The sequence below is a fragment of the Dysosmobacter sp. Marseille-Q4140 genome, from assembly GCA_018228705.1.
GTDB lineage: Bacteria > Bacillota > Clostridia > Oscillospirales > Oscillospiraceae > Oscillibacter.
The window spans coordinates 413412-428489 of record CP073694.1 but is presented as its reverse complement, the minus strand read 5'-3'; the positions used below and the strand labels follow the sequence as shown (position 1 = coordinate 428489).

At 64.5% G+C, this 15078-nt stretch carries 12 protein-coding genes; 6 read left to right on the top strand and 6 right to left on the bottom strand.

Annotation, left to right across the window (positions count from 1 at the left end):
* The first annotated feature begins 4 nt into the window (after positions 1–4).
* From KFE19_02040 to KFE19_02025, 4 genes are all read left to right on the top strand, one after another.
* A complete protein-coding gene (locus KFE19_02040; protein ID QUO38327.1) occupies positions 5–1189 on the top strand; it encodes a DUF2812 domain-containing protein in 1185 nt (394 codons plus the stop codon).
* Entirely contained in the window at positions 1186–2397 is a 1212-nt protein-coding gene (locus KFE19_02035) for a DUF2812 domain-containing protein (protein QUO38326.1), read from the top strand. The genes KFE19_02040 and KFE19_02035 overlap by 4 nt, the downstream gene beginning before the upstream one ends.
* 63 nt (positions 2398–2460) lie before the next feature.
* A complete protein-coding gene (locus tag KFE19_02030) occupies positions 2461–2664 on the top strand; it encodes a hypothetical protein (protein ID QUO38325.1) in 204 nt (67 codons plus the stop codon).
* Positions 2665–2757: 93 nt separating this feature from the next.
* The gene (locus KFE19_02025) at positions 2758–3543 is read left to right on the top strand and encodes a helix-turn-helix transcriptional regulator (protein ID QUO38324.1); all 786 of its coding nucleotides are present in this window, start codon (positions 2758–2760) and stop codon (positions 3541–3543) included.
* Between the two features lie 53 nt (positions 3544–3596).
* Here the strand turns inward: KFE19_02025 and KFE19_02020 are convergent, their stop codons facing one another.
* The 3 genes from KFE19_02020 to KFE19_02010 all read right to left on the bottom strand — a co-directional run bounded on the left by KFE19_02020 (position 3597) and on the right by KFE19_02010 (position 8676).
* A complete protein-coding gene (locus tag KFE19_02020) occupies positions 3597–4814 on the bottom strand; it encodes an NADP-dependent isocitrate dehydrogenase (GenBank protein QUO38323.1) in 1218 nt (405 codons plus the stop codon).
* A 1-nt stretch (position 4815) separates the two neighbouring features.
* Complete coding sequence (locus tag KFE19_02015) at positions 4816–7056, bottom strand: hydratase (protein ID QUO38322.1); 2241 nt, start codon at positions 7054–7056, stop codon at positions 4816–4818.
* A 237-nt stretch (positions 7057–7293) separates the two neighbouring features.
* Positions 7294–8676, bottom strand: coding sequence for a sodium-dependent transporter (locus tag KFE19_02010; protein QUO38321.1), 1383 nt, complete (start codon positions 8674–8676; stop codon positions 7294–7296).
* A gap of 178 nt (positions 8677–8854) precedes the next feature.
* Between KFE19_02010 and KFE19_02005 the strand changes: the two genes are divergently transcribed.
* Positions 8855–9388, top strand: coding sequence for a cysteine hydrolase (locus tag KFE19_02005; protein QUO38320.1), 534 nt, complete (start codon positions 8855–8857; stop codon positions 9386–9388).
* Positions 9389–9538: 150 nt separating this feature from the next.
* On the opposite strand, the gene ade is transcribed toward KFE19_02005, so the two are convergent.
* Positions 9539–11263, bottom strand: a complete 1725-nt coding sequence (gene ade, locus KFE19_02000; protein QUO38319.1) for an adenine deaminase — start codon at positions 11261–11263, stop codon at positions 9539–9541.
* A 228-nt stretch (positions 11264–11491) separates the two neighbouring features.
* Here ade and KFE19_01995 point away from each other — a divergent pair, with 228 nt between their 5' ends.
* A complete protein-coding gene (locus tag KFE19_01995; protein QUO38318.1) occupies positions 11492–12817 on the top strand; it encodes a hypothetical protein in 1326 nt (441 codons plus the stop codon).
* A 47-nt stretch (positions 12818–12864) separates the two neighbouring features.
* On the opposite strand, the gene KFE19_01990 is transcribed toward KFE19_01995, so the two are convergent.
* Both KFE19_01990 and KFE19_01985 read right to left on the bottom strand, forming a co-directional pair.
* Positions 12865–14418 carry a hypothetical protein gene (locus tag KFE19_01990; GenBank protein QUO38317.1) on the bottom strand — a complete coding sequence of 518 codons (1554 nt, stop codon included), beginning with the start codon at positions 14416–14418 and terminating at the stop codon, positions 12865–12867.
* Positions 14415–14975 carry an RNA polymerase sigma factor gene (locus tag KFE19_01985; protein QUO39494.1) on the bottom strand — a complete coding sequence of 187 codons (561 nt, stop codon included), beginning with the start codon at positions 14973–14975 and terminating at the stop codon, positions 14415–14417. Before KFE19_01985 ends, KFE19_01990 begins: the two co-directional genes overlap by 4 nt.
* Positions 14976–15078 lie beyond the last annotated feature (103 nt).

The window sequence follows — 15078 nt, the reverse complement described above, 5'->3', positions numbered from 1 at the left end:
CACCGTGAAGCGAACGATTTTCGACTGGCTGCCGTTTTTGAAGCGTTGGAAAGAGAACTTCTGGGACGCTCTGGCCCCTGCCATGGGCTTTGACACCCCTGCCGTCCAGGCGTGGCTGGAGGACCGGGCGGTCCAGGGGCTGTTCCTGAACCGGTACGGATGGCTGTGCGATTTCACGCCGGGGGAGCCGAAAGCGGTCCGCTACCGGCTGGAGCCCCTGGCCCGGCGGGAGAAGGCCCCGGACCGGCACCGGCGGGAGCTGTTTGCGGACCTGGGCTGGCAGTACGTCTGCACTGTGAGAAAAAGCTGGCACATCTGGCGCTGTGACGACCCGTCGGCCTCGGAGCTGTTCACGGACCCGGAGACCGAGGGCGACGCCTACCGCTATCTGCTGCGGCGGGAGCGCAGGAACATGCGGTGGCTGTGGGCCGCTGCCGCTGCCATCCTGGCCCTGGTGGTTTGGGACTTCTGCTCCGGCCCGCACCTGCTGAGAGCTGCGGACCACTGGTCCACCTGGTGGATCACCGCTGTAGAGTGGCTGAACGTTGCCGCCCTGATCCCAGTGGGCATCTATGCCGAGCGGGTATTCCGCCGGTACATCCGGGCGCTGAAGCTGGGCCTGCCCCAGCCCCACCGGGGGCCCTACCGCCGGGCCCGGGCCATGTCCATGGTGCTGGTGGTGTTCTGGTCGGTGTTGATTTTGACACGTGTGGCCTCCATCCTCCAGCCCTCCTCCCATCCCCTGGAGCCGGTGGAGACCTTCGACCGGCCGGTGCCCTGCTTGACGTTGTCGGAACTGGGAGACGCGCCGGCCAACCGGACGCCGGAGGCCCTGCGGATCCAGAACTTTACCGCCCGGGAATCCTGGTGGGTCAGCGAAGGGGGGAGCAGAGGCAGCGACCCCGTCTTTGTCCTGGCCAAGTACTACCGGATGTGGCTGCCCTTCCAGGCGGAGCGGATGGCGAAGGCCTGGGTGGAGGAATCGGCGGCGTGGAAGGGGGAACTGGAGGCGCTTTTTCTCCCGGACCTGGATGGGGCCTGGCGGTTCCGTTTCGATGACGGCACGCAGCTGCTGCTGGTCCGCCGGGGGGCGCAGCTGATGGAATACCAGTACGACGGGGAACAGGACCTTGGCGGAAAGCTGGATGTGTTCGCCGCCGCCCTGGCGCGGTTTGAGGAGACTGTATGACAGAGGAACGCTTCATGAAAGACGCGGAATACAAGGAGCTGCGGCCTGCCAACGTCTACGACGTGGCCGCCAACGAGTCCTGGCTGGAGGATATGGCAAAGCAGGGCTACCGCCTCAAAGGCATGACCGGCTGGAGCGGCATCTTTGAAAAAGCAGAGCCCTTTTCCTGCCGGTATCGGATGCAGCCCCTGTCCAAAAAGGAGAAGCATCCGCCGGAAGAAACAGTAGAGGGATACCGGGAGCTGGGTTGGGAGTACGCCGGGACCATTCCGGGGACCTTCCACGTCTGGCGGTGCGAGGACCCGGCCGCGCCGGAGCTGGACACGGACCCGGTGGTCCAGGGGATGGGATACCGGTATCTGAGAGGCAAAATGCAGCGGAGCGCCGTAGTTGACGGGCTGCTGCTGGCGGTTCTGGCGGCACTATATGTCTGGGCCTCCGCAAACACCTCCACACCGCTGCTGGATACCCTGGAAGCAGTTCCGGGACGGATCCTGGCAGGGGTGGCCACAGGCTGCCTGATCGTTATGCTGATCGCCTGTGAGGTGCGCAGTATGCGCCGCCTGCTGCGGTCGCTGAACGCCGGGATCCCCCTGGACCGGCCCCGGCCCTACCGATGGCAGAAGTGGATGGCCCGGGGGTTGCTGGCCGGGATGGTGTTCATATGGCTGACCATGCTGCTGGGCAATATCCGGGCCATCGACGGAGGCAGTCTCTCCGGCGGATGGGATAACATGGGAAGGGACGGGGCACCCAAGGACGGTACGGTCTATGTGGATCTGGCGGACCTGGAGGGCGCGGCGGCCACGGAGATCTGGAGGAGCCATACCAAGTTCCAGGAGCTCTGTCCACGGATGTACCGGACTGCACAGCTGTCTCTGGATTCCGAAGAGGAGGGACTTCAACCGGGGGATTCCCTGCCGGTGCGCGCCTCCGCGGAGACCACCTACTACCGGATGCTGACGGAGGGACTGGCCCGGCAGCTGACAGAGGAGCTGACCCGGCGCCGGATCGCCTCCTTTGGGGTGGACGGGCATCCCGTCCTGACCGAGGTGGAGACCGATGTCCTGGACGGCCTCTGGTGGGGAGAGGACCGGTATTACCAGTTTGCAGTGGCCCGGCTGGGGCGGCAGGTGCTGTTCGTCCAGTACGAGGGGGACTCTGACCTGAGGCAGGAAGGGGCATACTTTGCCTCCCTGCTGATCTGAGAAACCAGGGTGAAAGAACCGCCTCTCCACCTCATAGAATAGAGGCGGAGAGGGGGGAGCGCCATGGACGCCTATGAGCAGAGCGCCAGCGTGTATGCCGCGGCTGCGGCCATTGCCAAAAGCGCCCGGAGCCGGGAGGAGTTGGTGCGCCTGGCCCTGCTGTTCACCCAGCTGGGGACCACGCTCTCCACCATCGCCGCTCTTCAGGCCCTGGACGCGGGCACCGCCGCCGGGGACACCCAGGCGGCGGACCTGAGCACTTTGTAAGCGCTGTAAGCCTTGTGCGCCAAGCGCTCCGGCTTGCTCCACGCAGCGTTTGTTGCGCGAGACGGGCCGGATGTGCTATGCTGGGAGCAGGTGATGGACATGGACAAGAACAAGACCGGGGCGCTGATCGCGGCGGCCCGCAAGGAAAAACATCTGACCCAGAAGGAACTGGCAAAGGCTCTCCACGTGTCGGACCGGGCCGTCAGCAAATGGGAGCGGGGCGCGGGATTTCCCGATGTGAGCCTGCTGGAGCCCCTGGCGGATGCCCTGGACCTGCGGGTGCTGGACCTGCTGCGGGGGGAGGAACAGGAGTCGGCAGAGCCGGAGCTGACGGTGCGCCGCTGCCTGGTCCTGCTGGCCCGGCAGGCCCGGGAGAAGACCCGGCGCAGGTGGGGGCAGATCCTGGGAACCCTGGCGGCGCTGGCTCTGGTGGGGCTGGTGCTCTTCGCCGTGCTGGACCGGTCCGGGGCCTTTCTGCGGCCGGTGTCCCTGACTGTGACCGCTGCGGTCTACACGCCGCAGGGCGAACCGGCGGGGGAGACCGCCGTCACCATCGACGGGGAGCGGAGGATCCTGGGGGATAAATCCTTTGTGGGGCGATTTGCCATCAGCGCCGTGGAGCCCACCTGCCGGGAGTATGTCCATGCTCAGATCCGCTGGGACGCCATGTGGGCCGGTGCCCAGGACATCCTGTTCTACCGGGCGGGGGAGTTCCTCTCCCTGGGCGTGGAGCGGATGCTGTATATCACAGAGAATATGCAGTCCTTCGGCTTGCGGCTGGAGGACGGCACCATCATCGCAACGGACCCATCGTATGTACCGCTGCTGCTGTCAGGGTATTATTACACGATTCAGCCCACAGTTTCCAACCAGTTTTGAACAAAAAGAGCCGCGCATCGTCAAGATGCGCGGCTCTTTTCCTGTGAAACGGGTTACGCCAGCTTTTCCGCCAGTCTCCCGGCGATGGCGTTCAGAAATTCCCGGCTGGTGACGGCGGTGGCGGCAAAGCCCGGCTCCACCAGGCCAACCAGGTCCTTTGTCATGACCCCGGCGTTGAGGGTGTCGTAGCAGGCATCTTCCAGCTTCTCGCCGAAGTGTACCAGCTCCGGCAGACCGTCCAGCTCGCCCCGGCGCTTGAGAGCGCCGGACCAGGCGAAGATGGTGGCCATGGGATTGGTGGAGGTCTCCTCGCCCTTGAGGTACTTGTAGTAGTGGCGGGTGACGGTGCCGTGGGCCGCCTCGAACTCCATGGTCCCGTCGGGCGCCACCAGCACGGAGGTCATCATGGCAAGAGAGCCGAAGGCGGTGGACACCATGTCGCTCATGACGTCGCCGTCGTAGTTCTTGCAGGCCCAGATGTAACCACCCTCGCTGCGGATGACCCGGGCCACGGCGTCGTCGATGAGGGTATAGAAGTAGGTGAGGCCCAGTTTCTCGAATTCCGCCTTGTAGCGGGCCTCGTACTCCTCCTCGAAGATCTTCTTGAACTCCCCGTCGTAGACCTTGGCGATGGTGTCCTTGGTGGAAAACCACAGGTCCTGCCGGGTGTCGATGGCGTACTGGAAGCAGGCTTGGGCGAAGGAGCGGATGGACTTGTCCTTGTTGTGGGCGCCCTGCCACACGGCGGGGCCGTCCACCTTCTGGACGGACACGGTGTGCTCCGCTCCGGAGGCGCCCCGGAAGGTCATGACGCACTCACCCGGCTCGTCGGTGCGGAAGTCCACGCTCTTGTACACGTCGCCGTAGGCGTGACGGGCGATGGTGATGGGGCGCTTCCAGTTCTTCACCACCGGCTGAATGGCGTCGATGAGGATGGGGGCGCGGAACACGGTGCCGTCCAGGATGGAGCGGATGGTGCCGTTGGGGCTCTTCCACATCTCGGTGAGCTCCGGATACTCCTCCATGCGCTGCCGGTTGGGTGTAATGGTCGCGCACTTGACAGCCACACCCAGGCGGCGGGTGGCGTTGGCGGCGTCCACAGTGACCTGATCCTTCGTCTCATTGCGGTGCAGGAGGCCCAGGTCATAGTACTCGGTCTTGAGGTCCACGAAGGGCTCGATCAGCGTCTCCTTGATCCAGCCCCAGAGGATGCGGGTCATCTCGTCCCCGTCCATCTCCACGATGGGGGTGGTCATTTTGATTTTTTCCATCTCAATCAGCCCTCTTTGCGTAGTAATTCATCAGGCACCCGTCCAGGATGATCTCCTTCTCATCCTCCGTCAGACCCTTCACGTGGAGCGTCAGGTCCGCCACGGACCCGTCGGCGCGGATGACCTTGGCGGGGATGTCCTCCTGCCCGGCGGCGATGGCCGCCCGGATGCCGGGGACGAACACGCAGTCGCCCGCCTCATAGGGGAATTCCGCGCCCTGGTCCAGGGTGAAGGGCAGGATGCCCCAGTTGATGCAGTTGGAGCGGTAGCGCTTGGTGGCGAACTCATAGCAGATGTTGGCAAAGCCGCCCAGCACCTTCTGACAGCTGGCCGCCTGCTCCCGGGCGGAGCCGTCGCCGGGCTTGTTGGCGAATACGCAGGAGCCGAACTGGGTATTGCTCAGCAGGGCCGCGCCGTCGCCTACCTTGTCCAGAATGGCTTTCAGCACCTCCGGGGCCCTGCCGGCCAGGCGCTCCGCCTCCAGGACGGCGGCCGCCTTGGCCCGGCCCACGTAGGCGGGCTCCCGGCGGGAGAGAGTGAACTCCGCCAGCCGCAGGGGGTTGGAGCGGTAGCTGCTGGTCTCGCCGGAGGGGATCAGCTCGTCGGTGGTGGTCACCGGGTCCCGCAGCACCGCCGCCAGCTCCACCAGCAGGTTCTCGGACAGGGGCTGCATCTTCGGCCAGTCGGTGATGTTGGGGCCCATGACCAGCTCCACACTGGGGTCGGCCTTGCCGAAGCCGTAGTAGAGGCGCTTGTCGTAGACCTCCTTGGCGAAGCGGTAGGGATGGCGGACCGTCTCATAGTCGATGTCGGTGGCGGCGGTGATCTTGCCGCCGCTCCGGGCCGTGGCCGCGATGGACCGGGCGTCCATCAGGCAGACCCCGGCGAACTGCCCCTCGGCGGGCTTGGAGCCCTCCCGGTTGGGGAAGTTGCGGGTGGTGTGCCGCAGGGACAGGCCGTTGTTGGCGGGCACGTCTCCCGCACCGAAGCAGGGTCCGCAGAAGCTGGGCTTGATGACGGCGCCGGTTTCCAGCAGGTCCGCCGTTGCGCCCATCCGGGTCAGCTCCAGGCTGACGGGCACGCTGGTGGGGTACACGTCCAGGGTGAAGGCGCCGTTGCCGGTGGAGCCGCCCCGGAGGATGTCCGCCGCCTCGGCGATATTGTCAAAGAGGCCGCCGGCGCAGCCGGCGATGACGCCCTGGTCGGCCCAGACGCCGCCGTCGTGGATCTTGCAGCAAAGCTGGGGATCGGCCTTGGGGTAGCGCTTGCGGGCGTCCGCCTCCACTGCCGCCAGAATGTCGGCGGCGTTGGCCTGGAATTCGTGGATGGTCCAGGCGTTGGAGGGGTGGAAGGGCAGGGCGATCATGGGCTCCACGGCGGAGAGGTCGATCTCGATGTACTTATCGTAATAGGCTCCGTCCTGGGGGGCCAGGGGCTTGTAGTCCTCCGGCCGCTGATGGATCTTGTAGAAGTCCTCGGTCTCGCCGTCGGTCACCCAGATGGAGGACAGGCACGTGGTCTCCGTAGTCATCACGTCGATGCCGTTGCGGAAGTCGATGGGGAGGCTTGCAACGCCCGGACCGGCGAACTCCAGCACCCGGTTGTTGACGAAGCCGCTTTCAAAGGTGGCCTTCACCAGGGCGATGGCCACGTCGTGAGGGCCCACGCCCCGCTTCGGCGCGCCGGTGAGCCACACCAGCACCACCTCCGGGTACGGCAGGTCCCAGGTATTTTTCAGCAGCTGCTTGGCAAGCTCCGGGCCGCCCTCGCCCACGGCCATGGTGCCCAGGGCGCCGTACCGGGTGTGGGAGTCGGAGCCCAGGATCATTCTGCCGCAGCCGGCCATCTGCTCCCTTGCATAGGAGTGGATGACGGACTGGTTGGCCGGGACGTAGATGCCGCCGTACTTCTTGGCGGCGGAGAGGCCGAACACGTGGTCGTCCTCGTTGATGGTGCCGCCCACGGCGCAGAGGCTGTTGTGGCAGTTGGTCAGGGCGTAGGGCACCGGGAACTCCTTCATGCCGGAGGCCCGGGCCTGCTGGATGATGCCCACATAGGTGATGTCGTGGGAGATCAGGGCGTCGAATTTGATCTGGAGATGCGCCGGGTCGCCGGAGACGCTGTGGCCCTGAAGGATGGACCAGGCCATGGTCCGCCGGCGGCCCTGGTCGGGGGTGACGCCGGCACTGCTTTGAAGAGCGCCGCCTGACAGGAACACGCCGTTGTCATGCAAAGTGATCATGGGAGAGACCTCCTGTGTCCTGCGGAAGAACCGCGTTGTTTCCGTATCAATATAGCACAAAGCCGCCCGGTTGAAAAGAGCCGTTTTGCAGGAAAAGGTGTGCCGTCCTGCAAAAATGACGAACCGATCAGAAAAAAGAGCGGTCAGCCGGTAGGCTGACCGCTCTGGGGCGAATGGATCTGACACGCAGGAGTTGAAACGGCGCGCCTTGAAAGCCGCCGGAAGCATCGTGCCTCCTCAGCCTGCAGGCTTGACGATGATCAGGCCCTGAATCAAAATTACCAGGATGATCACCGGCAGGATGAACTGGAAGTAGGGCTTGAAGGCCCGGGACATCTTCAGCCCGGTACCGGTGTTGGCCTCGGCCAGGTACTTGTCGAAGCCCCAGCCCCACTTGCTGACGCAGAACAGCAGATATACCAGAGAACCCAGGGGCAGCAGCAGGTTGCTGACGATGAAATCCTCCACGTCCAGGATCTGGCCGCCGCTGGTGGCGTTGGGCAGTACCACGGAGAAGTACCAGGAGCTGTAACCCAGGATGCAGGGCATGCTGGCGATCAGGATGAACACGCAGCAGACGATGGTGGCCTTTTTCCGGGACCAGCGGAAACTGTCGATGCAGGTGGCCATGATGTTCTCAAACACCGCCAGCACCGTGGTAAAGCTGGCAAAGGTCATGAACAGGAAGAACAGCGCGCCCCAGATCCGGCCGCCGGCCATGTTGACGAACACTCGGGGCAGGGTCATGAAAATCAGGGCGGGGCCGCTGCCTGCCTCCACGCCGAAGCTGAAGCAGGCGGGGAAGATGATCATGCCGGACATGAAGGCCACGAAGGTGTCCAGGCAGCAGATGCGGACCGCCTCTCCGGTGAGGGAGTGCTCCTTGGACATGTAGCTGCCGAAGATTTCCATGGCGGCGATGCCCAGGCTCAGGGTGAAGAAGGACTGGTTCATGGCGCCGGTGATGACCTTGCTGAGGCCGGCCTCAGAAGCCCGCTGGAAGTCCGGCAGCAGGTAGAACTTTACACCCTCCGCGGCGCCGTCCAGGGTCAGGCTGTGGACCGCCAGCACCACGATCAGAGCCAGCAGCGCCAGCATCATCCACTTGCTGATCCGCTCCAGGCCCTTCTGGAGGCCGAACGAACAGACCAAAAAGCCCGCCAGCACGATGATGACCATAAAGACCGTCATCTCACCGGGGTTGGCCAGCATGGCGGAGAACACGCCGTCGATGGCGTCGTTGGGCATTCCCTCAAAGGCGCCGGTGGTGAACTTGTAGAAATAGTCCAGCATCCAGCCGGCCACGGTGGTGTAGTACATCATCAGCAGGCAGCAGCCGATCAGGCAGAACCAGCCGTGGATGTGCCACTTGCTGCCCTTGGGTTCCAGAGCCTTGTAGGCGTCAATGGCACTCTTGCGGCTGGCTCGGCCCACCGCCAGCTCCATGGTCAGTACGGGCACGCCCATGATGACCAGAAACAGCAGATAGAACAGCACGAACACGCCGCCGCCGTAAATGCCGGTCACATAGGGGAATTTCCACACGTTGCCGATGCCGATGGCGCAGCCCGCGCTCACCAGCAGGAATCCCAGACGGGACTGGAAGTTTTCACGCTTCATTGAATTGTATCTCCCTCTCTCATTTCACAGACCGAAGGCAGAGCCTTCGGACAATACCCTATATGGTAGCTGACTGCTGTGGAAAAGTCAACCACTCCGGCAAAAAAAGGGGAACAGACTGGAAAGAGGAATGAAAGACTGATATAATGGAGAAAATTCACAAACCGGGAGGCACGGTATGGATATTTTGATCGTAGTGGATATGCAGAACGACTTCGTCTCCGGTGCCCTGGGGACCCAGGAGGCCTTTGACATCGTGCCGTATGTGGTTGGCAGGGTGGCGGAGGGCGCTGCCCGGGGGGAGGAGATTCTCTTCACCCGGGATACCCACAGTCCCGATTATATGGACACCCAGGAGGGGAGACATTTGCCGGTGCCCCACTGCATCCGGGGCAGCGAGGGCTGGGAGATCATCCCCCAATTACAGCCGGACACCGTGGGCCGCACCGTCATCGACAAGCCCACCTTCGGCAGCCGAGCCCTGGGTGAGGAGCTGGCCCGGCTGAACGAGCGGGAGCCGGTGGGGAAGATCACCCTCATCGGCGTGTGCACGGACATCTGCGTGCTCTCCAACGCCCTGCTGGCCAAGGCGTTTTTGCCGGAGGCGGAGGTCGTGGTGGAGGCGGCCTGCTGCGCCGGTGTCACGCCGGAGGCCCACCGCACGGCCCTGGAGGCCATGAAGCCCTGCCAGATCACCGTAAAAGAGGAATGAAAAAAGCCGCCCGTTGGGGCGGCTTTTTCATTCCCGGAGAGGGCCGTTCTCCGTGAGCACCCGCCTGCGTTGCCGAGCGGCAGGCCCGGTTTTGCGCCGGAGCCGGTAACGGGCTAAAATTCTTTTGATTCTTTTCTTTTAAAAAAAGAATTACACGTAGCTCTGGGTAGTGACGTCGAAGACGCCGCGGGTGGTGATGCGCAGGGAGGGAATCACCGGCAGGGCCATAAAGCTGAGGGTCATGAAGGGGTCGATGCCGGGGTTGACGCCCAGAGCGTGGGCGGCGGCCTTGGCGGTCTCCAGCTTTTCGTTGACCGTCACCAGGGGCTCGTCGCTCATGATGCCGGCGATGGCCAGGGGAACCTCCGCCTTGGGGGCGCCGTTGTCCCAGACCACGATGCCGCCGTTCAGTTCCACCACCCGGTTGACAGCGGCGGCCATATCGGCCTCGCTGGTACCCACCACGATGATGTTGTGGGAGTCGTGGGAGACGGAGGTAGCCACGGCGCCGGACTTGAGGCCGTAGCCCTGGATGAAGCCGATGCCGATGTGGTGGGTGTTCTTGTGGCGCTCCACTACAGCGATCTTCAGCACGTCGTACTCCACGTCGATACGGTCGGAGTACCCGGCGTCCACGGTGGTGATCTCGCCGTCTACCATGCCGATGATGCCCCGGGGCCGCCGCTCGGTGAAGTCCTCCGCCGTCAGCGTCTCCACATGGAAGGTGTTGTGGGAGCGCTCCACCAGATAGGGCTCGATGGGCGGGACGGGGAAGTCCTTCACCACGCCGTTTTCCACCAGCAGCTCGCCCTTCTTAAAGACCTTTTCGATGTGGAAGTCCTGGAAGTTGTCGATGATGACGAAATCGCCCAGATAGCCGGGGGCGATGGCGCCGCGGTTATTGAGAAGGAAGTACCGAGCGGCATTGTGGCAGGCCACCTTCACGGCGGTGATAGGGTCTGCACCCAGGGCGATGGCCCTTTTCACCATGTAGTCGATATGGCCCTTTTCCAGCAGGTCGCTGGGGTGCTTGTCGTCCGAGCAGAACATACACCGTTCGGAGTACTTGTCGCACAGCAGGGGCATCAGCGCATCCAGGTTCTGGGCGGCGGTGCCCTCCCGGATCATGATGAACTGGCCCCGCTCCAGCTTGGCAATGGCGTCATTCAGATCGTGGCACTCGTGGTCAGAGTAGACGCCGGCGGCGATGTAGGCGTTGAGGTCGTTGCCCACCAGGTCCGGGGCGTGGCCGTCGATCTTCTTGTGGTGGGCCTGGGCCGCGACGATCTTCTCCACCGGCTGGTCGTCTCCGGCAATGATGCCCACGAAGTTCATCATCTCCGCCAGACCCTGGACCCGGGGATGATCGTAGAAGGAGTCGAGGCTCCGGTAGTCCAGAATGGCGCCGGACTCGTCCAGCGGCGTGGCCGGGACGCAGGAGGGCAGCATGAACCGCACGTCCACCGGCAGGTCCTCCGTGGCCTGGAGCATGTACTCGATGCCGTCGGTGCCCATGACGTTGGCGATCTCATGGGGGTCCGTCACCACAGTGGTGGTGCCGTGAGGCAGCACCGCCTTGACAAACTCCTTGGGACTGACAAGGGCGCTCTCCAGGTGGATGTGGGCGTCCAGGAATCCCGGCAGAACGATCTTGCCGGTGCAGTTCACTTCCACCTCGCCGCTGTATTGGCCCATGCCTACAATGAGCCCTTCCGCCACGGCGATGTCGGCGGTGCACAGCTGGTTGGCGAACACGTTGACGTAAGTGGCGTTCTTCAGCACCAGATCCGCTTTCTCCCGGCCGGCGGCTGCGTTGATGATACGGCGCTTTTTCAGCAGCTTCCGGTTGATCTTGCCCGCGTAACTCTCAGACATAGAACCACTCCTTCTATTGAATTTTTTGATATTATTTTATCTTATGACAGGCATAACTTAAAATAATATCATATGTTGTTAGGCAAAGTATACGCCAAAAGCGGCCGTTTGTCCACAGAAAACGGAAGAAAATTTCCGGCGGCCTTGCGGCGGTGCGGAGCGGGTGCTATGATGAGGAAAACGAGGGGCGTCGGAGTGCCGCGGCCCCTGGGAAAGGCGGCGGTCCCTATGAGGAAACTGGCCGGATTTCTGCTGGCGGCGGTGCTGCTGACGCTGCCGGTCCGGGCGCTGGAACCTGTGGTGGAGCCCATTGCCGCCAGTGGCTATACCTACTATGTCATTGACGCCGGTGGGAAACTCTATGCCTGGGGAGACAGCTTCCACGGCGCGGTGGGCCCTGCGGACCAGGACCCGCTGTACTGGGAGGATGCCAATATCCTGCTGGAAAATGCCCGCTATGTGGCGGCGGGCTTCGTCATGGCCGCCGCGATTGATGCAGACGGTGCCCTCTGGGGCTGGGGCGGCCATGCGGGCCGGACCTTTGGAGAGGAGGAGCCCTACCGTCTGCTGGAGGATGTGGCGGAGGTCTCCATAGGAGATACCAGCTGCACGGCGCTGCGCACCGACGGCACCGTGTGGATCTGGGGTGCCCGGTCCGGGGAGTCTTTGAAAAAGCACCCGGACGATCCCTTTTTCCGGCCGGTGCAGGCTTTGGACCATGTGGCCCGGCTGGAGGGGGATATGGCGGTCCTGGAGGACGGGACGCTGGTCCAATTCGGGTTCGACGGGGATACGCTGACGGCCAGGACCCTGATGAAGCAGGAGGCGGATGTGCGGACCTGGAGCGGTTTTGACAGCGGCGCGTTCATCCTGGTGCAGGGGCTGGACGGCAGCCTTTGGCGGGTGCCTTGTGTGACGGTCTCAGAGGGAGATGCGGCGTATGAGGTATTTGGTCAGCCGGAGAAGTTCTTGGAGAAGGTGGATTGGTTCACACCCAGTCTGGCGGTGACGGCGGACGGGTCTCTCTGGGCGTGGGGGCAGTTCCGCCCCGCCATGCTGCGGGAGGGACAGGTGGATCCGTCAGATCCGCTGCTTACTGCTTCGCTCCCGGCGACGGAGTATGACAATGGTGTTGTGAAGATCATGGAAGGGGTCGCGGCGGCTGTGAATTGTTCAGACCGGACGCTTGTGGTACTGGAGGACGGGTCGCTGTGGCAGATTCCTGCGGCTTACATGCTCTCCGACTGGCAGGAGAACCGGGACCGGACCCCCAACCGGCCGGAAAAAATTCTGGACCAAGCGCTTGCGCCGGGTACGCCACCGGAATGGCCGGAGGAGGCCCCGGCCCCCGAGGTGCTGCCCGCCGCCTCTTTGGAGATCTGGCAGGCGGAGCAGGAGAATGCGGAGGCGGAGCCTGTTCCGCTGGAGCCCCAGGCGGAACCATCGCCAAAGCCCGCCGCACCGGAGAGCAGCCCCGCCGCCTCACTGGCGGCCGTGATTACCTCCGCTGCGGCTCTGGCCCTGGTCGGTTGGCTGCGGAGCCGGAGGCACTGACAAAACACACAGCGCCCGCGGCGTATGCCGCGGGCGCTGTGCTGTGTTCAGCTGTCCAGAGGCCGGACCTCCAGGCCGTATCGGGGCTGGCCCGGATCCAGAAGGGCCGTTCCGCCGCTGTCAAATCCAAAGTCCTCCGCGGTGATCTCCACGCCGTCGGTGTTGACCACGGCGGCGGACTGACCGGTGAAGATGAGGCTGGAACCGGCGGTGGTCAGGACCTCAAAGCCCTGGAGGCCCTCCCGGCCCGTGCCGGAGCCGCCGAAGTCATAGCCGGGCCGCTTCCAGAAGGAGGCGGTCACCTCTGCGCTGCCGCCCGCCGGGACGGTGACCGGCACCGCCAGATACAGCATCCGGTCCACGGTCAGGGCCTCGCCCAGCAGATCGTCCAGCCGCCCGTCGGCATAGCGGTCCATGGGCGCATCGGACAGAGGGCCGTATACCATCAGCAGCTCCGCCGCCGCTTTGACATACGGCTCCAGCATGGCGCCGGCCGCGATCTCCCGTTCCTCCAGTTCCTTCCGGCACAGCGCCCCAAGGGCCTCGCCCAGGGTGGTCTCCCGCCGGACCACGGTGCAGTTCGCTCCGGTGAGGGCCGGGGCGTCCGGACCATAATCGGCCAGCAGAGCATAGTCGATATCCGCCCCCAGCACGATCAGGGTGGGGCTGCCCCAGCGGTCCGGGTCGATCCGCTGCCCGTACTGCCGCCAGGTGCCGCCGTCGTCCCAGTTGGAGGCGCTGAAATCATAGCTAAGAATGGTGGTGGCCGCCGGGTCGAAGGTGCAGGAGACCACCAGCTCCGGCCGCTCCTCCTCTCCGGTGAGGGTCACGTCGGAGAAGTCATAGACGGTCACCGGGGTGCCCAGGTCCGGCGCTCCGGACAGGGCGTCAGTCAGGTAGTCCCCGTCGGACACCAGGGCGGCGTAGTCCTCCCAGCTGTACGGGCCTGCCAGGTTGTGGGTGGAGCCGTTCCGGTCGTTTTCGTCGCCGAAGGCGCCCGCGTAGCCCCCGGCGTACAGAGTGTACGATGCCGCCACACCGTCTGCGGCCAGCTGCGGGACCGTTTCGGACAGGCCCGCGAGGCTGCCGGTGACCGGGTACAGGGCCGTGACGGTCACATCGTCCGCCGTGGGGTTGGTCAGCACATAGCGGTCCGTCACTCCGGCGCCCCACTGGCTGCTGGCGCCGTCGGCGTGGGTGCCCGGAGCGAAGTCAAGGGTGAGGGTCCGCTCCGCCGTCAGGCCCGTATCGGGCTCCAGGGTGGTCAGGGGCAGCACCGGTCCGGCATAGGAGAAAAATCCTCCGCCGGGGGCCTGGGGAAGGGAGCCGCCGTCCGACCCGTCGCTTCCCGTGGCGGCACTTTCCTGCTCCTCGGCGGTGCCGGCGGTATCTTCGGTAGTGGCGGTGTCTGAGCCGCCCATGCCCAGGAAGCGCACGGACCAGAACAGCGCGCCGCAGACCAGGACGCAGCAGGCGGCAACGGCCGCGTACCGGCGCCAGACGGCCCGCTGCTGTCTGCGGGCGGCGGAGGGATCCATGGCCTCGTCGATCAGCGCCGGGTCCACCAGACCCAGGATGGAGAAGAGATGTTCCGCTCTCATATGGCCACGCCCTCCTTTTCCAGACAGGTCCGCAGGGCGCTGCGGGTGCGGAACAGGGCGGACTTCACCTTGCCGGTTCCGCAGTCCAGCGCGGCGGCGATCTCCTCAATGGACTCGCCGTACCAGTACCGCCGCAGAAATGCCCGGCGGTTGAAGGCGGACTGCTGCCGGAGAAAGCGGCTGATGAGGTCCGCGATCTCTTGGTCCTCCAGGTGCCGCTGGGCCCGGTCGGCGTCGGGCAGGCACACGTCCAGCTCCCCCAGCAGCAGGGAGAAGTCGTCTCCGCCCCGGCGCTGCGCCCGATCCCGTTTCCAGCGGTCCAGGCTCAGGTTCCGGGTGATCCGCCCCAGCCACGCCCGGAAGGCCCCGGGCCGGGCCGGGGGAATGGCGTTCCAGGTTCGAAGGTAGGTGTCGTTGACGCACTCCTCAGCGTCGCCGTGGCTGCGCAGGATGTTCCAGGCCACGGTCCGCAAAAAGGCGCCGTATTTTCCCGCAGTCTCGCCGATGGCCCGCTGGTCCCGGACCCAGTACAGGTCGATGATCTCGCTGTCCTCCATCATGGACGCGCCCCCTCTCCGGTGAATGGGCGGCGGATGGCCGCCTCTTTGCTGAACAAGACGGCAAAACCGCCGCCGTGGTTTCGCGGATAAAAAAAGTTTC

Excerpts from the sequence above, each read along its gene's own strand:
- KFE19_02025 (QUO38324.1), top strand. The coding sequence starts at position 2,758 with ATGGACATGGACAAGAACAAGACCGGGGCGCTGATCGCGGCGGCCCGC.
- KFE19_02030 (QUO38325.1), top strand. The coding sequence starts at position 2,461 with ATGGACGCCTATGAGCAGAGCGCCAGCGTGTATGCCGCGGCTGCGGCC.
- KFE19_02005 (QUO38320.1), top strand. The coding sequence starts at position 8,855 with ATGGATATTTTGATCGTAGTGGATATGCAGAACGACTTCGTCTCCGGT.
- KFE19_02035 (QUO38326.1), top strand. The coding sequence starts at position 1,186 with ATGACAGAGGAACGCTTCATGAAAGACGCGGAATACAAGGAGCTGCGG.
- KFE19_01985 (QUO39494.1), bottom strand. The coding sequence starts at position 14,975 with ATGGAGGACAGCGAGATCATCGACCTGTACTGGGTCCGGGACCAGCGG.
- KFE19_02010 (QUO38321.1), bottom strand. The coding sequence starts at position 8,676 with ATGAAGCGTGAAAACTTCCAGTCCCGTCTGGGATTCCTGCTGGTGAGC.
- ade (QUO38319.1), bottom strand. The coding sequence starts at position 11,263 with ATGTCTGAGAGTTACGCGGGCAAGATCAACCGGAAGCTGCTGAAAAAG.
- KFE19_01995 (QUO38318.1), top strand. The coding sequence starts at position 11,492 with ATGAGGAAACTGGCCGGATTTCTGCTGGCGGCGGTGCTGCTGACGCTG.
- KFE19_02015 (QUO38322.1), bottom strand. The coding sequence starts at position 7,056 with ATGATCACTTTGCATGACAACGGCGTGTTCCTGTCAGGCGGCGCTCTT.
- KFE19_01990 (QUO38317.1), bottom strand. The coding sequence starts at position 14,418 with ATGAGAGCGGAACATCTCTTCTCCATCCTGGGTCTGGTGGACCCGGCG.
- KFE19_02020 (QUO38323.1), bottom strand. The coding sequence starts at position 4,814 with ATGGAAAAAATCAAAATGACCACCCCCATCGTGGAGATGGACGGGGAC.